Source organism: Aerosakkonema sp. BLCC-F183 (genome assembly GCF_041929145.1).
Lineage (GTDB): Bacteria > Cyanobacteriota > Cyanobacteriia > Cyanobacteriales > Aerosakkonemataceae > Aerosakkonema.
On record NZ_JBHFNU010000127.1, the window covers coordinates 1 to 19,977 of the forward strand.

The window sequence follows — 19,977 nt, forward strand, 5'->3', positions numbered from 1 at the left end:
TACCCAGCCTACTCCTCTGCAACAAACAGCTTTGGATTTGCTGGGAGTTGGGTTGTAGTGTACCCATGTAATTGGCCGAGCTTGAACCCTTAAAGCCAAGCCCAGCATACCTTCCCCCTTTTTGTCAAAAGGGAACTCCAGCTTAACCAGCAGCAACAGCAGCCGATTCCAACTTAGCTACTAACTTAACGCCAAACTCAGTTTCAAAGCAGCCTTTTTTGTAATCCAAACTCCACAGTTCCAAGGCGCAGTCATCATTTGGTTGGGATGGAATAAGCCGCAAGCAAACTTCTCTTACCTCCGGGCGATATTCGCACTTCACTTGTCGAATTGCACCTATTTGTCTTCGATCGAGCGCTACTGCCAATCGCAATAAAGTATTTAACTGACATACTATCTGCCGATGTTCTTTCGTTGGCAAGTTGCGATAGTTATCGTGTTTTTTCTTCGGACAACTTTTGCGGTGATAACGCGCTAAATTGGCAATTACGTCGATCTCGGTTTCGGTGTAACCCAGCAACTCGCTATTGCGGATTAAATAGTAAGAGTGTTTGTGATGCGAGGAATGACCGACGTGGTGACCGCAGTTGTGTAAAATACCAGCAACCCAAAGCAGTTCTCTTTCTGGCAAACCCCAATTATGAAGAATGCCTTTGGTTTGGTCAAATAAACTGAGGGCAAATTCAGCAACTCGCTGGCTGTATTCCAGTTTAACTTGATATTTTTGGGCAGTTCTGATCGCGCTGCGCTCACGGACTGAACTTTGATACCGCAGTCGATCTTCAATTAAACCATGTGTGAGCATCCAGTCAACAATGACGCCTTCGCGAAGACTGCGTTCGCAAATTGTGATTGTCTCTAAACCCAGTAGCGTCATCGCTTCTTGCAAGATTACCGCACCGGCAACTATAATTTCGGAACGCCTATCTGACATTCCCGGAATAGCAGCGCGTTCTGCATAATTCATCTTTCGCAAACGCAGAATTATCTCGCGCAAATCTTTCAGGCTAAACTGATAGCCGTTCAGGGGTGTGGGAACGATGCCCAACTTTTCGCGGGCGTGGATAAGTGCTAAAGTTTCTATTGTGCCAGCGGTACCAACCAGGCGGGGACGCTCACCGGGATTGAGATTTTCCCGTAATTCTTCAACTGACCTTTCCAGCATCCCCCGCACGTAAGCTTGTAGAGATAAAAATTCCCCATTGCTGATGGGGTCGGTAGTGACAAATTCCGTCGTGAGTCGAACTGCGCCTATTTTGGTGCTGCTGAGACTGCGCGGTTCCTGACTGTCTCCTAAAATTAATTCTGTGGAACCGCCGCCGATATCTATAATAATGTGGGGTAGGTTGTTGAATTCCATCCCCGACAGCACGCCCAAATAAATGCGTCGCGCTTCTTCTTGTCCGGAAATTAAATCGACGCGCAACCCGATTTCAGCTTCGATTTGTTTGAGGAAATCTCGTCCGTTGGGCGCTTCCCGTACCGCACTGGTGGCGACGGCGATAATTTGTTCGGCGTTTAAGCTTTTGGCGACTTCTTGACAGCGGCGCAGGGTGACGATCGCTTTTTGCATTATATCTGGTTTGAGGTTCCCAGTTTCGGGGTCGCGATCGCCCAATCTTACCGTGTCTTTCTCCCTGTCGATGATGGTAAAAGCTGGTAGCGAGGGAATAATCCGCACTACCACCATATGAATAGAATTTGTACCGATATCAATAGCAGCGAGAAAGCGGTCTTTCTCCAAAGCGCTACCAGAAATACTCACCCTGCTTTCAGAAATTGAATTGACCATCATAAACTTGTGTTGGGTGAAAATCCCAGCCCCTCCCTCCAGGTATAAAGATATCCTATAGGGAGGGAAAGTAATGCAAATAATTAATCGATGCTATGCTTACCCAGCAAGAACGCCAACCGGAACCTACCTGGCTGACTGTTATTCGCCTCCTGAGATGGGATAAACCCGCAGGACGCCTAATTTTGATGATTCCTGCCCTTTGGTCTGTATTTTTGGCTTCTCGCGGTACACCTCCCGCGCCGCTTGTCGGCGTCATAGTACTGGGTACTTTAGCTACCAGTGCTGCCGGTTGTGCGATCAACGATTTGTGGGATCGGGATATCGATCCGCAAGTGGAACGGACGCGCAATCGCCCTCTCGCGTCTCGCGCTTTGACGGTACGTACAGGTATTGTGGTAGCATTTATTGCTATGTGCTGCGCTGGTGTGTTGGCGCTGTATCTCAATCCCTTGAGTTTCTGGCTGTGTGTGGCGGCTGTCCCGGTTATCGTTTTTTACCCTACAGCTAAGCGGGTGTTTCCCGTACCCCAGTTGGTGCTTTCTATTGCTTGGGGTTTTGCGGTACTGATTAGCTGGAGTGCGGCGATCGCACATTTAGAATTATCCAGCTGGCTGCTTTGGGGCGCAACTGTACTGTGGACATTGGGATTTGATACAGTTTATGCCATGAGCGACAAAGAAGACGACCTGAAAATAGGCATTAATTCCAGCGCTATCTTCTTTGGAAACTACGCCGCTGAAGCTGTGGGTATTTTCTTTTTGGGTACAGCTAGTTTGCTCGCAAGTCTCGGCGTCCTCATGCAGCTGCATGGGAGCTTTTGGCTATCCCTGGTAATCGCAACAATTGGATGGATTTGGCATTATTCCCAATTGCGAAAAGAAGACTTACCGAAACCAGTTTACGGTCAAATCTTCCGCCAAAATGTTTGGATTGGTTTTATTGTACTCGGTGGTACGATCGCCGGCAATTTGTTTTAATGTCAAAAGATCGCTAAGCCGGGAATGTGGGAGAATGGAAAATTACGATCGCGTTCAATTTACTAAATAGCACCTATGCCTGTCAAAGTTGGAGATATCGCGCCTGATTTCACCCTAACTTCCCAAAATGGCTCCTCAGTCAGCCTTAACGATTTTCGCGGTCAAAAAGCCGTTGTTCTCTATTTCTACCCCAAGGATGACACACCAGGATGTACGGCTGAATCGTGTGCTTTTAGAGATAGTTATGAAACCTTCAAAGATGCTGGTGCAGAAGTGATTGGCATCAGCGGCGATTCATCAAATTCCCACGCTCAATTTGCCAGTAAGTATCAGCTTCCCTTTACTTTGTTGAGCGATACTGGTAACAACGTCCGAAAACTATACGGCGTTCCTGCCACTTTAGGACTCCTGCCCGGACGAGTTACCTATGTGATTGACAAAAATGGAGTTGTGCAGCATATCTTTAACTCACAGTTAAACTTCAAAGCTCATGTTGATGAGTCTCTCAAAACGCTGCAAGAACTTCAAAAAGTCTAGGCAATTTTAAATTTTAGATTGCAGATTTTAGATTTAAATCTAAAATCTGCAATCATTTCTGTCTTTAGCTATTAACTTCGTAGGTTGGGTTGAGGCACGAAACCCAACAAATACGTTGGGTTTCGCTTCGCTCAACCCAACCTACCAAAAAATGATGAGGGTATTGCTATGACAAAAATCATTATCGGCGTAATGGGCCCGGGCGATCGTGCCACTGCATCCGATTTGGCTTATGCTTACGAGTTGGGCAAACTCATCGCCCAAGAGGGATGGGTGTTGCTGACTGGCGGCAGAAATGTGGGTGTGATGGACGCCGCCACTAAGGGTGCAAAGGAAGCTAACGGTCTTACTATCGGTATTCTTCCCAAGAACGATCGCAACACCATCTCTGAGGCAGTTGACATTGCCATCTTTACCGATATGGGCAATGCCCGCAATAATATCAATGTACTTTCTAGCGATGTAGTGATAGTCTGTGGAATGAGTACGGGGACTGCTTCCGAGGTTGCCCTTGCGCTCAGAAGTAACAAAAAAGTAATTTTGTTAAATAATACAGAGGAAAGTAAAGCTTTTTTTACAAGTCTATCAAAAGATAACGTTTTTATTGTCACAAATCCCCAGTCAGCTATTTTAACTGCCAAAGAAATAGGCGATTTTGCCTAAACCACTATCGAAAGAGCGATCGTATTGCTTTTTTAGCCAGCCTTTGGAAATAAAACAAACTATATAAAACTATATTTATCTTTGCACGGAACGAAGATAGCCTTTCTGAGGCGGTAGGTGAAGCTTATCCAACAGCGCTACGATCGAATTATCGAAAGTCTGAAAGCTGGCGGGGTGTTATATGAAGGATAATACGATGTCACTCGATCGTCGCACGGGGACTTCTTTTTCCCTTACCAAAGTTAGCACAAAAGTGTTTGCGGCTGTGGCGATCGCTCTGAGCTTATCCGTATCGGCAAACGCCGAGCCCGTTGCCCAATCGAGAAACACTCGTTCTCAGCAAGCTCAAGTACCGGCAATAGTTTATCTACCCGATGTGCAATTGCAGCAACTCGCACCGCAAGAAGTTGCCGTAGCAGCAAATCGCCCAGTCACCGATGCCGTCGGTAAAATTCTGCAAGCTTACAAAGGTCAGGATGTTGGCATCACCGGGTACAACGTGAGCATTGACCCAAATACCCACGTAGCCACAATCAATTTTATCATCAAAGATCCTCGCGGAGCCGAAGTTTTTGATAGTTTGAGCGGTGCCAATCAATACGCTTTGTTTGAATCGATTCGGCAAACTCTGCTGAGCCAATCTCTGTTCAATATTCAGGAAATAAATTTCACTGCAAACGGCGTTCCTTTTGATATTTGATAGCGCTCGTACTTGAGATGGAACGGGGGAGCGATCGCGGTTAATTTGGGTGGGCGATCGCTCTTTTAGTTGTATAGTCGATCGCACTTTTTCTTTCATCAGTTAATGGTGCGATCGCAGCTTTATTTCACAGATGGTTTCAACTTCACATTTTCAAGGAAGTTCACCAAAATAAAATGTATTAGTAGATGGGTTGACAGCGTAGCAAATTCTTTCCAAAAAACCAATTTGACCGATAAAAGAGGGAAAATTTCCCCAATATTCTTCTAGATCGGGAACAAAAGCCGTAGCAGATATATCCTGTTCTTCGCCCTCGTCGGCAGGCAAAATCATGTTTAAACGAATTATAACCCCCTCTAGCCGCATACCTCTAACTAGCATAGTTATTCTTTCTAAGGGAGTAAAGCGATCCAAACCAGCCTGTCTCGCTATTTTGGGTGCGATAATCGGATAAGGCGCACCTGTGTCGAGTATAGCTTCTGTCCTGACATTTTCGACTTTCACAGGTAGGATAATCCGATTTGTAGTTTCACTTGGGGTCGCCGGAGCATAATTATACCGAATAGCCCCTCTCGCAAAAGTTTCTCCGTCAGGGAACAGTAGCAAAGCCATTAATAAATCACCGTGAAGAACACATCATTTGTATCATCTATTTGCTCCACTAAATCATCAATAGAACTGCCTATGGCTAATAATTCACCATCGCGTACTGCTACCCATTGATTCAAATATTTACGATCGCGACGTTGCTGACTCACCCATTCTCGACTTTTTTGCCAACCTTTATCAATAGGTCTTTTTACTGAAGTTATCTTCGATGGCGCTAGAATGTCGGCGCACTTCTTGATGTCTTCACGATCGGGATAATGCTTGAGAGCTTGAGTTGAAAGTTCCTGTGCTTTGGTATGAGCGCCGCTGGATATGGCTTCTCGCATTGCATTGATGTAATCTTCTGGAGTGTTGTAGGTCATATTGAAACTTATCTATAATATGACTGTGCTATTGTATTTTAACTTAATTTATGAGGAAGTGCGATCGCTCTCTCCCATATCTTCCGTTCTTTGAGATTCTGCATCAAAAGGAAATGCTAATCGAATATTAATATCAATTGATATAGTATGTTGTTCAACACCTAAATTCACTATTTTTACTAATGGCTCTAGCGGCAAAGAATAATTTAATTTAGATTTAACAGAGGACTTAGTTTGACTTTTATATCCCGCACCTTCTAGAAAATTATTAATATTTCTCCAATTACCTACCTTTTCATTAGGTACATCTGGCATTCTTTTAAAGTATTGGTATAAAGTTTTGCAAACATAAACCTCAACACCCTTGGGACTTTGCAACAGTTTGCGGGCTATTTCAGCCGGACTGCAACCGCACAGCAGCCCCCGCAAATAAAGCTTTTCCCGCTCAGTCAGTCCCTTTCTCGCACGAGGAGCGCATTTCTGCTTAGCTTCCGCCAAATCTCGGTACAGCCTTTCTAAATCCCAGTTATTTGCAGCCTCGGCAAACATCTCATCGTTAGACATGGCAAGGGTTTTGGGTAAGTTGATAGTGTGATGCTAACTGAAAATTATAGCGTTTGTTAGTCGATTAATAGCAAAGGTTAGTTTATCATCTTTCCAAAGCAGGACATTATAGAGTTTGCTTTCATACTTTCTGGCTAAGTAAAAATACTTGGGGGTAAACAGGTGTGGGATAAAAGGCAAAATGTAAAGATTTGTAATAAAAGCCAACCTTTTGCATAAAAGTTGGGGCGTAGACCAGAAATATAAGTAGATATTCGCGAGAGGTTACTCAGCGGCTAAGCGGGTGAGTAAGGAACGTGGAGTCTAATGGTTGGGCGATCGCTAACTCAAAAATGGTAAACCTTATATATGTTTGGGACAAACTTGGTTGGGCAAACCCTACAAGGACGTTATCGCATTACACAAAAACTGGGAGAAGGTGGCTTTGGCGAAACTTATCTAGCGATAGATACTTGCGATTTCAATGAACCTTGTGTTGTTAAAAGACTTAAAGCTCAAAGCCAAACTAATATCAAATGGGTGCAACAGGCATTTGAGCAAGAAGCGCAAATGCTCAAAAAGTTAGGAAAACATCCCCAGATACCTAAATTACTAGCTTATTTCCCAGAACAGCAAGAATTTTTCCTAGTTCAAGAATATATTGAAGGTAATAATCTTCGCACCCAAATCAATATCGGTAGTCGGTGGAATGAAAACCAAGTTATTTTTTTATTGCAATATATTTTAGAAGTTTTGGAATTTGTTCAGCAAAATGGAGTCATTCACCGCGATATTAAACCAGAAAATATAATAATCCAAAAGAAAGATAATAAAATCATACTAATTGATTTTGGTGCTGTAAAACAAGTCAGCACTCAAGTATTTAACACTCATGGACAAGTAGTAGCAACAACTGTTGGGGTTGGTACACCAGGTTATATGCCTATAGAACAGATGCGAGGACATCCGGCATTGGGCAGTGATGTTTATGCAGTAGGAATGATTGGCATTGAAGCTCTCACTGGCATACTTCCAAGCAATATTCCGATCGATCCTAACAATCTCGAACTTGTGTGGCGAAACCAAGCACAAGTGAGAAATGATGTGGCTAATGTTTTAGATAAAATGGTGCGTTACCATCCTAGCAAGCGCTATCAATCAGCATCAGAGGCACTAAAAGATATTCGTAAGTTAACAATAACTAAACCTCTATCACAACCACCAATACCACCACCACCAAATTTCATAAAATACGCAGGTTTTTCCACAAGACTGGTAGCCGACATTATTGATAAAACTATCTTAATAGTTGGAAGTGTAATGTGGGATTTAATTACACAAACACCTACAACTAATGGCGAAGAATTTTTGGGCAGAATTATAGTGGCTTATGTAATACTTGGATTTCTCTATTGTCCAGTTATGGAAAGTTCTAACTTTCAAGGAACGCTAGGCAAAAAGTTACTGGGAATTGTTGTAACCGATATCAACGGGAATCAGCTATCTTTTGAGCAAGCTACTAAGAGGCATAGTAGTAAATTGCTATCTTACTTAACTCTTTTCATAGGTTTTTTTATGGCTGGCTGGACAATCCAAAAGCAAGCTTTGCATGACAAAATTTGCCAAACTTTAGTAGTGAGGAAATAATCAGATGTCTAGATCGAGTTACTACGCAGGTATTAACAAAAGATTTGTTGCTATTTTGATTGACGGAATTTTTCTGTCATTTCTATACTTCATTGCTTGTGGGAAAGCCCCTAACCCGGAGAATAACCCCAAAGGATTTATTATCTACAGTGTTTTGACAACTGTTATAAGCTGGATTTACTTTGCTGGAATGGAAAGTTCCGACTTACAAGCAACTTTTGGAAAACAAGTATTGGGAATTGTTGTAACCGATACGAAGGGCAATAAAATTTCTTTTGGAAAAGCGACAGGTAGGTATTTTGCTAAGTCAGTTTTTCTTGCTATTTGGATAATAGCTTTCATTATTGCAGTTATGGCATCTATAGCAGGAGATAACTCTCCTTACTGGGGTGTAGCTAGATTGGTATTTATTATTGGATTTTTAATATTAATCATCGGCTTCTTGATGGCGGGTTTCACGTCAGAAAAGCAAGCTCTCCATGATATTATCGCTAGATGTTTAGTTGTGAATGGAAGCGGTCAATCTACTGCTATTCCCTGGAAAATTATCATTGGATTGGCAATAACAGCAATTTTATCTAGAGGTGTTATAGCACAGTTTCCCTCGACTCCTGTTACCCCAAAGCCCGATCCAACACCAACACCAATTCCTACAAGATCTGGATCGCCGACTATTTCACCTACGTTAACGCCTACGGAAACTGCTACGCCTACGCCTACAGAAACCACTACATCTCAAGTAGAAACCAATAATTCAGGTATTCCTAAGTCAGGTAAATTTACTATTTGTGGATCTGAAGAACAGCTGATTGAGCCTGGTAATAATAACATTGATGGTGACTGGAAATTGCAGTTTAGCGGTGGCGCAACTACCCATATAGCAAGACTTAAAATGCAAGGAGATTCAGGAATAATGAGAGTTATATTTCCCGACAGTAGTGGTGAAGGAAGAAAAGTGGGTAAAGTAGATCAAACAATGCAATTGTATAGTTCGTCTCAAGGATTGGTTTTGTTAGGTTTTAATCCAGTAAATCCTGACACTGGAGAGCGTGTTACTTCTTATCAGGCTGATAATTTTCTTATTAAACAGGAACTAGATGGTTCTATTACAATTAAAAACTGTGATGATGGGGGCAATATTTCACCTGTCAAGGTAGAACCATACAATAATAATGAATGAAATTTATCCTTTTCATTCCCCCATCCCAAAAGCTCTCTCCTAATTGTGCGATCGCACTTTCCTCTACCCATCTCAAAAGCTCTCGCACTCACTCTCCTCTAACTGTGCGATCGCCATTCCTAAGTTAAAATATAAGTTGTCGGCTCGGAAAAGACAAATTATGCCCGTAAACTGGAGAGAACATATTATTAGTACCCCAGAGGTACTGCGAGGTAAACCACGAATCAAAGGAACAAGAATTCCCGTAAGTCTGATTTTAGGTTATTTAGCATCAGGTAATACCGTCGAACAAATTATTCAAGAGTTTCCCGATCTAGTCAAAGAACAGATAGATGCTTGTCTTGATTACGCTCGCGATTTGTCAGAGTTTGAAACAGTTGCCTAATGAGTTTAAGATTTTTCATCGATCAATGCGTTCCTAATTCTATTATCCAAACTATTCATGATGCAGGTCATCAAGTTTTAGTTTTGAGAGATTACATCCCCATTGAATCTCCCGACATTGCTGTGATCGTCTTCTTGATATTTTTCCAACCTACCATCTATAGCCATTTTCTCTACCCCATTGCAGCCATGCTTGTGCCATTTGTTGTAATCTGCCACGTTGTTCTGATTTAACAGGATTAGCGCCTGTAATGGCTTGCAACGCCCAAAACCAATGGTCGGGTTCTTTTTCTAAATCTCTCAAAATTAGGGGAACCACCGCTTGACCCATACCAATAATTCTTTGATAAGCTGGGTGCATTGACATTTTCATAATTAGCGACATCATACCTGTCTCGCGTCGCCATTGTTCTGCTAGTTCTAAAAAAGTTGCTTCTAAATCTGCTGTATCTACAATCGGGTAAGAAAAACAAGCATTTGCTCCAGAAATTCGATAGGCTTTTTCCATATATCTTTCAATTCCTTGTTTTTTTACTATAACTTTCTCCATTATCTCACAACAAGAGCGATCGCGAGTGCGTGACCCAGCCATATCGCTCTACTTAATACGTAGCATTATCGCCCTCTCAGCATCAACATCAAACTCAACTACTCCCAACTACAATACTCAATTCATCTACCATTTCCAAATTAGCTATTTCATCAACTTTTGGCAAATTTTCTCGCTGCAAAAACTCCTCAAACAACTCAAAAAAGCGCTTCATTGCATCTGCTTCATCTTCAGAATAAAAAAGAATAATCCGACTCCAAGATTGAGTATTTGCTTGCTTAAAACGATGTTCTATCCATTCTTGAAATTTTTCAAAATCTTTTTCTTGTGCTGTAATTGGGATACCAATTTGACGGCGGGCAAAAGTATAGCCATCTAGGAAAACATGAAGGTGACTGAGCGATCGCTTGCCCAAATATAAAGATGGTCTTTGCTTAATTTTCCCTAGCAAATCGTACAAATCTAACATCCCGATCTCTCCGTTTAATTAAAATTTTATCTCTTTGTCAATTTTTTACTATAAATTTGCCCATTATCTCACAATAAATGCGATCGCTCTTTCCTCCCCCCATCCCAAAAGCCTCGCACTCACTCTCGCCACAAGTGCGATCGCGTAGCTTGGCATAGCCGTATCGCAATCCGTAGCATTATCCCTCCCGCCGATCGACATTTTTCTCTTCACCCCTGCCACTATTTTGTTGATATGCTATCATGCTAACATATTAGCAAAAATGAAATGTGCGATCGTGAGAATATAGGAGTTAGAGGAAACCTAAGTGGGAAGCAAAACTCAAGTGCCAGCCAAGCGACACGACCCAAATTACATCCAGATATCTGGAGATGTCCGAAAAGAACTAGGACTTCAATTTAAAGCTGCCTGTACTCTCAAGCAGTTAAGCATCGGAGAAGGCTTGGAAGAGGCGATCGAGATGTGGTTAAATGCTTTGCCAGCCCCCTCATCCAACAAAAAGGGGGATAAGTGAGAGATCCAGACAGAGAAAAACAAGAACTGGGCAATCCAATCAACGAACCCGTACAAGCATATAACATAAAAGAAGCCAAACAGAAATGCGAACAGCTAGCAAATCAATACGAACGGCGTTTGGTAGATGTTCGCCCCGAAGGTAGAGCCTGGTTTCGTTGTTACTTTGAATGAGGTAAACAGATGAAAATTCGAGAATCAGTTGGTCAAAGTGTATGGAACTCTACTGTTGGGTGGTGCTGCGAACCTCTTGATTTTATCCCACCCGGTCATATTGCCCTAGCAATTGAAGCAACAACGTTAGATATTGTAGACTGGGATATTGAAGAAATTGGGCAAAAAGTAGGTTTTGAAATTGAATATCGATACACGGGAGTAAATGACCCAAAGGATTCATCTTTAGCTTGCGTGACTCAGTTTGTCGGTATCTATGGAGACTGGTTAAAGCTGGATCGGGATATGGAAATTCTCATCGCAGCTGGCATTCCGCGTCATCTATTTAAAATGCTTACTTCCAATGACGACATCGATTTGAAACCTGTAACGGAATACGTGCAAACCAGTCTTGTTTAGGGTGCTAAACTTGCTCTCCGTAAGCAAAGCGACATCCCAAAAGCGATAATGCTTCGCAACCCCTTCGGGGATCGCACTCACTCTCCCCACAAGTGCGATCGCCATCCGTAGCATTATCGCTAATCATTCTTCATCAGATAGGGTAAGAACTCGATAGTATAACTGGGTACTGACACGAAATCCAGCTTTCTCTATGAGAGCTTCCATCACAGGTTTTACAATTGGAATCAAACCTCTTTGTTTAGCTGTAACAAGAATACCTAATATACCAATAACTGATAGTCCAAGTTGTAAAGCTTCTCGTCTTCCTAGTCGTTCATCAATTAATAAGTCGTCGGCTTTTAGCTCGATCGCCAGAGCAATAGCATTAGCTTCTCCTAGATCGAGTCCGCGTTCGCTATGAAGTCTTTCAGCAAAACTTGGATTAGCAAGCGATCGCGTTTGTATCCATTCCAGATTGCAAATATTTTGAATTTCAACATTACTAGCCGCCTTAAGTTCGTCAGCTACAACATTAGGAATTATGACAATGCCGTAAATTTCGCGTAGCAACCAAAGATGTTCTACTAATATCAAATTGCATAACGGTGAAGTGTCGCTGACGACAATCATAACCAGCCTCGATCGCGTAAATGCTGAATGTCTTGTTCAAATTCCTCAACATCATAATGAACGCAAATACCACGACTAGCAAGAAGTTTCTGGAATTCGATTTGGTGCATTTGGGCAATTCTGCTAGCACGACCCAAAGTAATCAGTTCTTTTTGAAATAAAGCGATCGCAATTTCTCGCAGCCAGTCTGCTTCCCCTAAAGCAGTATTTTGAGCGATATCGTCGGGAATTTCCAGAATAATTTGCATATTACTTTTTCCCATTTAACGGTAATTTACCTTACATTATAGTTAGGCGATCGCCTAGCGTGGCGTAGCCGTATCGAGATAGCGATATGTAGCATTATTGCCTGTTCCTTTCCCAAGTGCGATCGCGCCTAAAAACTAAATGACTTACCAATAACATTAGTCGAACTTTAATTGATTAGACAAGTTGATGGCATTGGTGCAATTACAATATAGTTAAGTTTAACTCAACTAATACCTATTTGTAACGGTTTATGGAAATCGATCTACCTCTAGCAGACTATGACAAATTTTTGCGGGATTTGAAAGAGCATATCCGCAATGCTCAAATACGAGCATCTCTTGCAGTCAACCGCGAACTCGTATTGCTTTACTGGCAAATTGGCGGCGAGATTCTGACCCGCCAGCAACAACAGGGATGGGGAGCAAAGGTGATTAATAAGTTGGCAAAAGACTTGCAAAAAGCCTTCCCAGAAATGAAAGGATTTTCTCCCCGCAACCTTAAGTATATGCGAGCATTTGCAGAGGCATACCCTGATGAGCAATTTGTGCAGCAGCTTGCTGCACAAATTCCCTGGTTTCATAACTGTATCTTGCTCGACAAAGTTAAAGACGCAGCAGAACGACTGTGGTACATTCAGCAAACTATTCAGTATGGCTGGAGTCGAAGCGTATTAACCCATCAGATAGATAGTGGTTTGTATCGTCGCCAAGGGGGAGCAACAACTAACTTCGATCGCACTCTTCCCAAGCCTCAATCAGACCTAGCGCAGCAGGTTTTGAAAGACCCTTACAATTTCGATTTCCTCAGTTTAGGTAAAGAAGCACAAGAACGGGATCTAGAAAATGCTTTAGTAGCTCATATCCGAGATTTTTTGCTGGAGTTGGGAGTAGGGTTTGCTTTTGTTGGTAGTCAATATCCGATCGAAGTAAGCGGAAAACAATACCGCCTTGACTTATTATTCTACCACTTTCGCCTGCACTGTTTTGTAGTCATAGATTTAAAAGTAGTAGAATTCGAGCCGGAGTTTTCAGGCAAAATGAATTTCTATGTTTCAGCAGTGGATGATTTACTGCGAGGAGAGGACGATCGACCTACTATTGGCATTATATTATGCAAAACCCAAGATAAAACCATTGTAGAGTATGCGCTTCGGGATATCAATAAACCCATTGGTATTTCAACTTATCAGCTGAGAGAAGCACTTCCAGAACAATTGCAAGGTAGTTTACCCACGATCGAACAGTTAGAAATGGAATTGAATACAGCAGCTTTAGAAATAGAAACAGACACTGACACGCCTGGGTAATCAGATTGATATCAAAAATGTTGAAATCCTTGCATCAAGTTAAGAACCTCTTCCGGATAACAACCAGCAGCATCAACTAATCGCACATCAGAATCATTGGTAATGGTTCCCACAATTGCAGCACTTTCTCCCAATCTTTTCACCAATATCTCAGCTAATTCTGGGGGAAGACACAACACTAATTCAAAGTCTTCACCGCCATATAACGCCCATTTTATTGCTTGTTCTGGCGATATCCAGTTATGTAAAGATTGTGGAATGGGAATGTGCGATCGCTCTATTCTCCCCCCCACACCACTCATCTGACAAATCTGCACTACTGCATCTGCCAAACCATCGCTACTATCCATTCCAGCAACTTCAATTTTGGATTGGGAATTTAAAATATCCCAGAGAGTTGGTAAAATATCTAATCTGGGTTTTGGACGTTGGTGTGCTTGAATTAATGACTTTCGATCGGCTTCGCTGAGATTTTTTCCTAGTTCGGGATGCAGTAATAATTCTAGTCCGGCGCGGGATGCACCGTGAAAACCTGTTACAACGATCGCATCTCCCACTTTAGCATGAGAACGGCGGATAATTTGATTCGGGAAAGCTTCGCCAAAAGCGGTAATAGAAATGGTGATGACAGGCGATCGCACCACATCTCCACCCACAATAACAGTATTATATTGTTGCAGGCATTCCGCCATTCCTTCGTAAACTTGTTCTACCCAGCTAACTGCTATATCGCCTGACACTCCCAATCCTACTGTAATTCCCAACGGCGTTGCACCCATTGCTGCTAAATCCGATAAATTTGCCGCCGCAGCACGCCATCCCACATCTGACGGGGAAGTAGTGCGATCGCTAAAATGTACACCATCAACTAATACATCAGTCGTCACAACTAAAGATTGTCCCGGCGACATTTGCATCACCGCCGCATCATCGCCAATAATCTCAGCAGAACAAAAACTTTGCAATCGTTTCAGCAGTCCTCGTTCCCCGATATCTCGAACTTTCATTTGCATCGGTGTTCAAAGACTATTTTAGATTTTGTAAATGTTGGAAAATCTTCTCTTCCAGATCGGCATTTTTACAGACTATAGAGATTCCTGCCAAAGCATTCCATGCTAGTATTACTGAATTGCCCTCAAAGTCAAAGTCAATATAGATTTCATCGAGTCCCTCTAATTCTTTAGTTTTTTTGGCTGAAAAACTTGCCAGTAGAGTAGATTCAATTTTAGCAAAATACGATTCGTTTTCATCACCATTGTCAACTAAAATTAGTTCTGGATGATGAGGGACTCGTTTGACTTTCATAGCATCCGCTCTTAAAATAGGTTATTTGCTCTTCCGTATGTGCCAGTACAAGTTCACTACTAACACCACCAGTATAGCGGGAAACCAGTAGTTATCCACTCTTAACCTGTGATTCATTTCGCGATTCGATCGTGACGCGCTTTCGATTATTTCTTCCCAGGTTTTATTTTTTACATTTCGGAGATACTCAATACTAGGCCCTAACTCGTCTTGATAACTAGCAAGAGTATAGGCAGAAATTTCTCGCTGTTGTTGGAGTGGCGTAACCACTCTATATTTGATTTTTATTTCAGTCCTGAGTTGATGAGCATATCGAGCTATTTTTTCGCTATTCTCCCCAGCAAAGCGCAATTTTTCGGTTCTTTTCGCTACATTGCGAACCTCAAAGTCGTAACCTGAGCGAACCAAAAATAGTTGCAGTTTGCATTGACGTTCTTTGATTTTGCTACAGATACAAGACATGACATACCTCCTAATGGAGCATAACTGGAGCGTTGGACAATACTCTTCTTGAGGGACTTCTTGTGGGATGGGCGTCCCGCCCGTCCCTAGTAACTCAACTTCACTTGCAACCCCTCACAAAGACCAAGGTTTACCGCACTAATTTCGCTTATATTAGCATTTAATACTCTTGTAAAGCACTAAAATACTTTAATTTCACAATAAACGTAGTCAAAAGAGTAGGAAGCTTCAGTAGTATCGCCTTTAGATCGAGCAAACAAATAAGCCAGAAGAGATAAAAAAGCCACGCGGCGGCGCGTGGCTGTGGGAGAGAGCAAATCCCTTAGAACTTTCTTCCAGGGACGTATAAACTTAAAACAATCGCCGTTTTTGGCCCTAAGCCCTGCAATTCATGAATTTGAAACTTGGCCGTCCGCAACCAATGGCCTGCCCGCACCTCTCTTTTTTGGCGTAAGATAATCTCACCGCGAGATACCCTAAATTTGCGCTCCTCAATACGCTCTTGGATGACCTTACTGAAATTATTGCTCTCTTGATGATCATGTTCCCCAGTGGCTGCACCTTGTATCAGCCAAAAAATTAGCGCTTCCCACAAAGGGACGCCAAACAGGTGTACGTTAAAGAGATACAGGTATTTATAGCCAGCCGGGTGAGCTGTGGCTTGCTGTTCCAACTTCTCTAGCACCCTGGTATTGAGAGGTATTGAGAAGACCAAAGCAGCTAGAACTCGCCAACGATAGAGCTGGTCTTTCAACCAAGTCACAGAAAGGCGATCGAAGCCGCCAGATGAAGTTATCATGTTATCACCTTAATAGATTCCCCCTAGACCGTATAACCTCAGTGGGGAAAGGATGGGGGGACTTCCTTTCTAAACAAGTATGTACTCACTATCAGTACAAATTTATTCTAATGTTTCATCGATGAGTAAGTTTGGCTTCGCATGGCTGCTTATTCGTGGGCAAAGCAGCCAACAGTTCGGATTTACAGGGATTTGGCGACTTGTCAGCCCTAATATAAATATTTATTAAATTTGTTAAGGAGTACTCCAGTACACAAAAACTTCCCGGAAATGAGTAAAATATGTCGGAAGTATTACCAAATATCTATAATATATACAGTAGGATAGTAGTTTAAGTTGCAATCGTAATGGACAAGACCGAGTTCTACCTCAAGCTCAAAACCATCTCTCCTCGTCGCCGAGAGATACTATCCGAACTGCTCAAAGGTACGCCGGACACTGAAATCAAAGACAAATACGAGATCAGTCTCGCAACAGTGCGAAAGCACGTTCAGGAAATCAGTGAGTATTTTGACATCAAGAGTCAACCCGGACGGCGGCGCGATCGACGTTTGGAGTTAAGACAGCTATTTGCACAACACGGTATGGGTATCGAACCTACACCTAACCTTCTCTCAGATACTCTTACTCCAGAAAAAATCAGTCCACGGGAAGAGGCGTCAAAAAATACTAAAGATATCGAGCCTACTCTTTCGGGAATTATCCCCCTGGATTCGCCTTTTTATGTGCGGCGCAAGGGTGTTGATGATGTGTGCGAAGAGGAATTGGCAAAAGCTGACACCCAAAATCCGGTTATGCTGAAGCTGGTCGGGACTAAATCGATGGGGAAATCATCTCTCCTAGTACGTCTCCGTCAATTTGCTGAAGATAACGGTCATCTAGTAGCTTGTGTAGATTTGAGCAGCGATATTTTAGATCGTGAAGCCTTTCAGGATTTAGAAAAGTTTCTCCAGCAATTCGCCAGTGTGGTAGTACAAAAATTTAGCGATTGTCTTGGTGGAGAACATCTCGATAACAACTTGAAAAAGTTAGATGAGCAATGGCAAAGTAAGTTAGCAATTGGTGCGAAGTGTACAAATTACCTGGAATCTATATTTAAAAAGCTGAATGAGAGGGAGTCTGACAAACCTAAGACTCTCTTAATCGATGGGTTAGATTTTATAGAGAAAAACCAATTGAAAGACCAGTCGAAAGACAAACTGGAAATGGAATTTTTCAGCTTACTTAAATCTTGGTATGAAACTAAAATGAAAAAGGTTAGGAGTGACGCAGACATTGTTTGGCCTAGTATGTTGCTGGCCTACTCATTAGAACCACAGCCTGATTATAATTCTTCTTTTGCTGCTTCTTTCTACAATATAGGTATAAATATAGAACTACGACAATTCAATCTCAATGAGATTTTGTCATTAGCGAAGACAGCATTTCACTTAGATTGGAACGAAGTGGATGCGAAGATTTTGATGAACTTCGTAGGTGGTTATCCCAGGCTCGTCAATTGGATACTCTACAAAGTTAGCCAAAATCAGATTTCTCTCAATGACTTAGACAAACTCCTTGATGACGCCAACTCAAAAAATGAACCTGTTATGAAATTTTTGTCAGACATTTTAAGAGAAATTAGAGCGGACAAGCAATTATATGAATGGATGAGAAATATATTAAAGTCCAATAGCAAATTAGGCGACAAAACGATGAGCAAGCAAAAGTTAATCAAGGCAGGTATAATTAAGGAAAAAAGTTTAGATGAAATCGCTATCAGTTGTAACTTATATCGAATATTTTTCGAGCGTAATTTGGATTGAACTGGATTAAATACTTTATGTACATCACTAACAAATACTACCAAATTAAAGGTGGATCGTTAGATTACCACCATCCCACCTACGTTGAACGAGACGCAGATAAAAAACTGCTTGATTTTATCCAAAACTCGCCAAACCGTTTGTGTTTTGTCCTAGCGCCGCCTCAGATGGGGAAATCCAGCCTCATGGTGCGAACTGCCAATCAACTTCCCAGAGAAAAATTTGTCTGCGTTCAGTATAATCTGCAAGGTATTGGTAAAATTGAGTCTTCAGAGGAATTTTATTATACTATCCTTTACAATATCTACGAACAAATAATTCAGCAACTTGAAGGAAAAGAATGTTTGCTAGAAAAGCTGGATTTATATTGGGACAAACCAAACATTGCCGATGCTCAAAAATTTAAAGACTTCTTAGTTAAAGAAGCTTTGATGGCTATAGGTGAGAGAAGTTTGGTTATTTACCTGGATGAAGTTCAGAGCTTAATTACTTTAAATTTACAAAATAGTTTTTTGGGTTTTATGAATGCCTTATCGGAAGATAAGACAACAAAGCCTCTCCAGCGATTAAAATTTATACTATTGGGTGTTGCCAAAGCCTCAGATTTAATCACAGATCGAAACTTTGCCGCTAACACAGGCGAGTTTATCGAACTGACAGGTTTAAGCCTAAATTCTAAACCATTACTAGCAGGTCTTACAAATTTTCCTAAAACTCGTCGTTCAGAAGTTTTAAAAGCCATCCTTTGGTGGACAGGAGGACAGCCTTTTTTAACTCAACTTGTTTGTGCTTTGGTAGCTAATTCCGAGCTAAGTAGGTATGGGGTATCAATTCCAGATTATGTCAACAGAATCGTGATTAGGGAAATCATCGACCAATGGCCGAAAATAGATAGACAGTCACACTTCCAAAGTATCCAAAATTACTTTTTTTTAACCGATAAGACGGAAAATAAAATCGCTGAAAATTTAAAATGTTTGGCGTTGTATAGAGAAATATTCGACGAAAAATATGTATGTTTGGATGCAACTAATCCAATTCAGATGGATTTACTCATTTCAGGTATAATAGTAAAATCACAAGAAAATACATTACGAGTTAGCAATGAAATTTATAGAAGAATTTTTAATAAAAACTGGATTCTCAAAATAGAAAGTTTTCTTCAAGATAAACAACAACAATTACTGCACAACCCGGAGCCTATTATGTCACAATCTCTTAACAAAATTTACAACCGCGATGTTTTCATGCTAATTGACCAAAGTGGGTCGATGACGAAACGCGATGCTGACGGTAACATGAAACGTTGGGATTCTTTAAAGGAAATTGTTATGTCCCATGTCGATGCAATTCTTAGTAAAGAGAGTGAGGAGGATATGGAAAAAATTTGTGATGTAATTAATATTGCTTTATTCAGCAGAAACATTGTTAGAAGAGACCCTATTCTCGTGAAAAATGTGGAGCGTGTAGAAAGTATTTTTATTGAAAATCGCCCTGATTCTACAACTTTTATTGCACCTACTCTAAGTAAGTGCCTCGATCAATGGTTTAGCAGTCGCGCCACTTCCAAAACTCAAGGAGCTTTCTTTATTATTTATACAGACGGTCAATTTGACGATACAAAAGCTTTTGAGAAGTTAATTGTAGAAACTTGCGCTAAGCTTGAAGATGAGAGTGTCATCAAGATCTTGATTATTGGTATTGGCAAGGAAGTGGATCGAGAGTATTTTGATAAGTTGGATACGAAAAAGAACTCAGATAAAAATGGTAATCCTTGCGATATTGTAGTTTTCGATCTGGCTACCGAAATGGAGGATATTATTGAACTGATGGAGCGTCAAATTTTTGATACTACAGCGATGAGACAAGGGTTCAGTCTGAAAGAGTAGGTGTTATCGAGAAAACTCGAATCAGGTGATTGCACGATGCTAATCATC

Annotated in this window: 28 protein-coding genes; 14 read left to right on the forward strand and 14 right to left on the reverse strand. The window is 41.5% G+C overall.

Going from position 1 to position 19,977, the window contains the following annotated elements:
• Positions 1-142 precede the first annotated feature (142 nt).
• Positions 143-1,792: a Ppx/GppA phosphatase family protein gene (locus ACE1CD_RS37065; protein ID WP_374827997.1), complete on the reverse strand. Its 1,650-nt coding sequence runs from the start codon at positions 1,790-1,792 to the stop codon at positions 143-145.
• A gap of 95 nt (positions 1,793-1,887) precedes the next feature.
• On the opposite strand from ACE1CD_RS37065, the gene ACE1CD_RS37070 reads away from it, so the two are divergent.
• The 4 genes from ACE1CD_RS37070 (at position 1,888) to ACE1CD_RS37085 (ending at position 4,672) form a co-directional block, all read left to right on the forward strand.
• Positions 1,888-2,772 (forward strand): 4-hydroxybenzoate solanesyltransferase, encoded by an 885-nt coding sequence (locus tag ACE1CD_RS37070; protein ID WP_374793582.1) that lies wholly within the window; start codon positions 1,888-1,890, stop codon positions 2,770-2,772.
• Positions 2,773-2,847: 75 nt separating this feature from the next.
• Entirely contained in the window at positions 2,848-3,309 is a 462-nt protein-coding gene (locus ACE1CD_RS37075; RefSeq protein WP_374793584.1) for a peroxiredoxin, read from the forward strand.
• A gap of 168 nt (positions 3,310-3,477) precedes the next feature.
• On the forward strand, positions 3,478-3,972 hold the full coding sequence (locus tag ACE1CD_RS37080; RefSeq protein WP_374827926.1) for a TIGR00725 family protein: 495 nt from the start codon (positions 3,478-3,480) through the stop codon (positions 3,970-3,972).
• Positions 3,973-4,153: 181 nt separating this feature from the next.
• Positions 4,154-4,672, forward strand: coding sequence for a hypothetical protein (locus ACE1CD_RS37085; protein WP_374827927.1), 519 nt, complete (start codon positions 4,154-4,156; stop codon positions 4,670-4,672).
• Between the two features lie 153 nt (positions 4,673-4,825).
• Here ACE1CD_RS37085 and ACE1CD_RS37090 read toward each other — a convergent pair whose 3' ends face one another.
• From ACE1CD_RS37090 to ACE1CD_RS37100, 3 genes are read right to left on the reverse strand one after another with little or no spacing between them, the layout of a single operon-like run.
• Entirely contained in the window at positions 4,826-5,284 is a 459-nt protein-coding gene (locus ACE1CD_RS37090) for a hypothetical protein (RefSeq protein WP_374827928.1), read from the reverse strand.
• Positions 5,284-5,643 (reverse strand): hypothetical protein, encoded by a 360-nt coding sequence (locus ACE1CD_RS37095; RefSeq protein WP_374827929.1) that lies wholly within the window; start codon positions 5,641-5,643, stop codon positions 5,284-5,286. Before ACE1CD_RS37095 ends, ACE1CD_RS37090 begins: the two co-directional genes overlap by 1 nt.
• Positions 5,644-5,691: 48 nt before the next feature.
• Positions 5,692-6,207, reverse strand: a complete 516-nt coding sequence (locus ACE1CD_RS37100; RefSeq protein ID WP_374827930.1) for a helix-turn-helix transcriptional regulator — start codon at positions 6,205-6,207, stop codon at positions 5,692-5,694.
• 348 nt (positions 6,208-6,555) lie between these two features.
• Here ACE1CD_RS37100 and ACE1CD_RS37105 point away from each other — a divergent pair, with 348 nt between their 5' ends.
• From ACE1CD_RS37105 to ACE1CD_RS37120, 4 genes are read left to right on the forward strand one after another with little or no spacing between them, the layout of a single operon-like run.
• Positions 6,556-7,833 carry a protein kinase gene (locus tag ACE1CD_RS37105; protein ID WP_374827931.1) on the forward strand — a complete coding sequence of 426 codons (1,278 nt, stop codon included), beginning with the start codon at positions 6,556-6,558 and terminating at the stop codon, positions 7,831-7,833.
• 4 nt (positions 7,834-7,837) lie between these two features.
• Positions 7,838-9,013: an RDD family protein gene (locus tag ACE1CD_RS37110; RefSeq protein ID WP_374827932.1), complete on the forward strand. Its 1,176-nt coding sequence runs from the start codon at positions 7,838-7,840 to the stop codon at positions 9,011-9,013.
• Positions 9,010-9,141, forward strand: coding sequence for a hypothetical protein (locus ACE1CD_RS37115; RefSeq protein WP_374827933.1), 132 nt, complete (start codon positions 9,010-9,012; stop codon positions 9,139-9,141). Before ACE1CD_RS37110 ends, ACE1CD_RS37115 begins: the two co-directional genes overlap by 4 nt.
• Before the next feature lie 32 nt (positions 9,142-9,173).
• Positions 9,174-9,398 (forward strand): DUF433 domain-containing protein, encoded by a 225-nt coding sequence (locus ACE1CD_RS37120; RefSeq protein ID WP_374827934.1) that lies wholly within the window; start codon positions 9,174-9,176, stop codon positions 9,396-9,398.
• A gap of 150 nt (positions 9,399-9,548) precedes the next feature.
• On the opposite strand, the gene ACE1CD_RS37125 is transcribed toward ACE1CD_RS37120, so the two are convergent.
• The 3 genes from ACE1CD_RS37125 to ACE1CD_RS37135 all read right to left on the reverse strand — a co-directional run bounded on the left by ACE1CD_RS37125 (position 9,549) and on the right by ACE1CD_RS37135 (position 10,629).
• Positions 9,549-9,989, reverse strand: coding sequence for a hypothetical protein (locus tag ACE1CD_RS37125; protein WP_374827935.1), 441 nt, complete (start codon positions 9,987-9,989; stop codon positions 9,549-9,551).
• 52 nt (positions 9,990-10,041) lie between these two features.
• A complete protein-coding gene (locus tag ACE1CD_RS37130) occupies positions 10,042-10,416 on the reverse strand; it encodes a hypothetical protein (RefSeq protein WP_374827937.1) in 375 nt (124 codons plus the stop codon).
• Positions 10,417-10,479: 63 nt separating this feature from the next.
• Positions 10,480-10,629 carry a hypothetical protein gene (locus tag ACE1CD_RS37135; RefSeq protein WP_374827938.1) on the reverse strand — a complete coding sequence of 50 codons (150 nt, stop codon included), beginning with the start codon at positions 10,627-10,629 and terminating at the stop codon, positions 10,480-10,482.
• A 94-nt stretch (positions 10,630-10,723) separates the two neighbouring features.
• Between ACE1CD_RS37135 and ACE1CD_RS37140 the strand changes: the two genes are divergently transcribed.
• The 3 genes from ACE1CD_RS37140 to ACE1CD_RS37150 are packed head-to-tail and all read left to right on the forward strand — an operon-like array spanning position 10,724 to position 11,502.
• Positions 10,724-10,930, forward strand: coding sequence for a hypothetical protein (locus ACE1CD_RS37140; protein ID WP_374827939.1), 207 nt, complete (start codon positions 10,724-10,726; stop codon positions 10,928-10,930).
• Complete coding sequence (locus tag ACE1CD_RS37145; RefSeq protein WP_374827940.1) at positions 10,927-11,103, forward strand: hypothetical protein; 177 nt, start codon at positions 10,927-10,929, stop codon at positions 11,101-11,103. The genes ACE1CD_RS37140 and ACE1CD_RS37145 overlap by 4 nt, the downstream gene beginning before the upstream one ends.
• Before the next feature lie 9 nt (positions 11,104-11,112).
• On the forward strand, positions 11,113-11,502 hold the full coding sequence (locus tag ACE1CD_RS37150) for a hypothetical protein (RefSeq protein ID WP_374827941.1): 390 nt from the start codon (positions 11,113-11,115) through the stop codon (positions 11,500-11,502).
• A gap of 4 nt (positions 11,503-11,506) precedes the next feature.
• Here ACE1CD_RS37150 and ACE1CD_RS37155 read toward each other — a convergent pair whose 3' ends face one another.
• The 3 genes from ACE1CD_RS37155 to ACE1CD_RS37165 are packed head-to-tail and all read right to left on the reverse strand — an operon-like array spanning position 11,507 to position 12,362.
• On the reverse strand, positions 11,507-11,629 hold the full coding sequence (locus ACE1CD_RS37155) for a hypothetical protein (protein WP_374827942.1): 123 nt from the start codon (positions 11,627-11,629) through the stop codon (positions 11,507-11,509).
• The gene (locus ACE1CD_RS37160) at positions 11,626-12,114 is read right to left on the reverse strand and encodes a DUF3368 domain-containing protein (RefSeq protein ID WP_374827943.1); all 489 of its coding nucleotides are present in this window, start codon (positions 12,112-12,114) and stop codon (positions 11,626-11,628) included. The genes ACE1CD_RS37155 and ACE1CD_RS37160 overlap by 4 nt, the downstream gene beginning before the upstream one ends.
• The gene (locus ACE1CD_RS37165; RefSeq protein ID WP_374827945.1) at positions 12,111-12,362 is read right to left on the reverse strand and encodes a UPF0175 family protein; all 252 of its coding nucleotides are present in this window, start codon (positions 12,360-12,362) and stop codon (positions 12,111-12,113) included. The genes ACE1CD_RS37160 and ACE1CD_RS37165 overlap by 4 nt, the downstream gene beginning before the upstream one ends.
• Positions 12,363-12,613: 251 nt before the next feature.
• On the opposite strand from ACE1CD_RS37165, the gene ACE1CD_RS37170 reads away from it, so the two are divergent.
• Positions 12,614-13,669, forward strand: coding sequence for a YhcG family protein (locus ACE1CD_RS37170; RefSeq protein WP_374827946.1), 1,056 nt, complete (start codon positions 12,614-12,616; stop codon positions 13,667-13,669).
• Between the two features lie 11 nt (positions 13,670-13,680).
• Here ACE1CD_RS37170 and thiL read toward each other — a convergent pair whose 3' ends face one another.
• The 4 genes from thiL to ACE1CD_RS37190 form a co-directional block, all read right to left on the reverse strand.
• The gene (gene thiL, locus ACE1CD_RS37175) at positions 13,681-14,676 is read right to left on the reverse strand and encodes a thiamine-phosphate kinase (RefSeq protein ID WP_374827998.1); all 996 of its coding nucleotides are present in this window, start codon (positions 14,674-14,676) and stop codon (positions 13,681-13,683) included.
• A gap of 19 nt (positions 14,677-14,695) precedes the next feature.
• On the reverse strand, positions 14,696-14,974 hold the full coding sequence (locus tag ACE1CD_RS37180; protein ID WP_374827947.1) for a hypothetical protein: 279 nt from the start codon (positions 14,972-14,974) through the stop codon (positions 14,696-14,698).
• A gap of 21 nt (positions 14,975-14,995) precedes the next feature.
• Entirely contained in the window at positions 14,996-15,436 is a 441-nt protein-coding gene (locus ACE1CD_RS37185) for a hypothetical protein (RefSeq protein ID WP_374827948.1), read from the reverse strand.
• Between the two features lie 322 nt (positions 15,437-15,758).
• A complete protein-coding gene (locus ACE1CD_RS37190) occupies positions 15,759-16,235 on the reverse strand; it encodes a hypothetical protein (RefSeq protein ID WP_374827949.1) in 477 nt (158 codons plus the stop codon).
• Positions 16,236-16,582: 347 nt separating this feature from the next.
• Between ACE1CD_RS37190 and ACE1CD_RS37195 the strand changes: the two genes are divergently transcribed.
• Together ACE1CD_RS37195 and ACE1CD_RS37200 are read left to right on the forward strand one after the other, a co-directional pair.
• Positions 16,583-18,040 (forward strand): AAA-like domain-containing protein, encoded by a 1,458-nt coding sequence (locus ACE1CD_RS37195; RefSeq protein ID WP_374827950.1) that lies wholly within the window; start codon positions 16,583-16,585, stop codon positions 18,038-18,040.
• A 17-nt stretch (positions 18,041-18,057) separates the two neighbouring features.
• Positions 18,058-19,929 carry an AAA-like domain-containing protein gene (locus ACE1CD_RS37200; protein WP_374827951.1) on the forward strand — a complete coding sequence of 624 codons (1,872 nt, stop codon included), beginning with the start codon at positions 18,058-18,060 and terminating at the stop codon, positions 19,927-19,929.
• The last annotated feature ends 48 nt before the right edge of the window (positions 19,930-19,977 follow it).

Coding starts and splice junctions, on each gene's coding strand:
- ACE1CD_RS37195 (WP_374827950.1), top strand. CDS start 16,583: ATGGACAAGACCGAGTTCTACCTCAAGCTCAAAACCATCTCTCCTCGT.
- ACE1CD_RS37165 (WP_374827945.1), bottom strand. CDS start 12,362: ATGCAAATTATTCTGGAAATTCCCGACGATATCGCTCAAAATACTGCT.
- ACE1CD_RS37110 (WP_374827932.1), top strand. CDS start 7,838: ATGTCTAGATCGAGTTACTACGCAGGTATTAACAAAAGATTTGTTGCT.
- ACE1CD_RS37075 (WP_374793584.1), top strand. CDS start 2,848: ATGCCTGTCAAAGTTGGAGATATCGCGCCTGATTTCACCCTAACTTCC.
- ACE1CD_RS37160 (WP_374827943.1), bottom strand. CDS start 12,114: ATGATTGTCGTCAGCGACACTTCACCGTTATGCAATTTGATATTAGTA.
- ACE1CD_RS37100 (WP_374827930.1), bottom strand. CDS start 6,207: ATGTCTAACGATGAGATGTTTGCCGAGGCTGCAAATAACTGGGATTTA.
- ACE1CD_RS37200 (WP_374827951.1), top strand. CDS start 18,058: ATGTACATCACTAACAAATACTACCAAATTAAAGGTGGATCGTTAGAT.
- ACE1CD_RS37070 (WP_374793582.1), top strand. CDS start 1,888: ATGCTTACCCAGCAAGAACGCCAACCGGAACCTACCTGGCTGACTGTT.
- ACE1CD_RS37065 (WP_374827997.1), bottom strand. CDS start 1,792: ATGGTCAATTCAATTTCTGAAAGCAGGGTGAGTATTTCTGGTAGCGCT.
- thiL (WP_374827998.1), bottom strand. CDS start 14,676: ATGAAAGTTCGAGATATCGGGGAACGAGGACTGCTGAAACGATTGCAA.
- ACE1CD_RS37170 (WP_374827946.1), top strand. CDS start 12,614: ATGGAAATCGATCTACCTCTAGCAGACTATGACAAATTTTTGCGGGAT.
- ACE1CD_RS37150 (WP_374827941.1), top strand. CDS start 11,113: ATGAAAATTCGAGAATCAGTTGGTCAAAGTGTATGGAACTCTACTGTT.
- ACE1CD_RS37105 (WP_374827931.1), top strand. CDS start 6,556: ATGTTTGGGACAAACTTGGTTGGGCAAACCCTACAAGGACGTTATCGC.
- ACE1CD_RS37155 (WP_374827942.1), bottom strand. CDS start 11,629: ATGATTAGCGATAATGCTACGGATGGCGATCGCACTTGTGGGGAGAGT.
- ACE1CD_RS37190 (WP_374827949.1), bottom strand. CDS start 16,235: ATGATAACTTCATCTGGCGGCTTCGATCGCCTTTCTGTGACTTGGTTG.
- ACE1CD_RS37085 (WP_374827927.1), top strand. CDS start 4,154: ATGAAGGATAATACGATGTCACTCGATCGTCGCACGGGGACTTCTTTT.
- ACE1CD_RS37180 (WP_374827947.1), bottom strand. CDS start 14,974: ATGAAAGTCAAACGAGTCCCTCATCATCCAGAACTAATTTTAGTTGAC.
- ACE1CD_RS37120 (WP_374827934.1), top strand. CDS start 9,174: ATGCCCGTAAACTGGAGAGAACATATTATTAGTACCCCAGAGGTACTG.
- ACE1CD_RS37090 (WP_374827928.1), bottom strand. CDS start 5,284: ATGGCTTTGCTACTGTTCCCTGACGGAGAAACTTTTGCGAGAGGGGCT.
- ACE1CD_RS37095 (WP_374827929.1), bottom strand. CDS start 5,643: ATGACCTACAACACTCCAGAAGATTACATCAATGCAATGCGAGAAGCC.
- ACE1CD_RS37130 (WP_374827937.1), bottom strand. CDS start 10,416: ATGTTAGATTTGTACGATTTGCTAGGGAAAATTAAGCAAAGACCATCT.
- ACE1CD_RS37125 (WP_374827935.1), bottom strand. CDS start 9,989: ATGGCTGGGTCACGCACTCGCGATCGCTCTTGTTGTGAGATAATGGAG.
- ACE1CD_RS37185 (WP_374827948.1), bottom strand. CDS start 15,436: ATGTCTTGTATCTGTAGCAAAATCAAAGAACGTCAATGCAAACTGCAA.
- ACE1CD_RS37080 (WP_374827926.1), top strand. CDS start 3,478: ATGACAAAAATCATTATCGGCGTAATGGGCCCGGGCGATCGTGCCACT.
- ACE1CD_RS37115 (WP_374827933.1), top strand. CDS start 9,010: ATGAAATTTATCCTTTTCATTCCCCCATCCCAAAAGCTCTCTCCTAAT.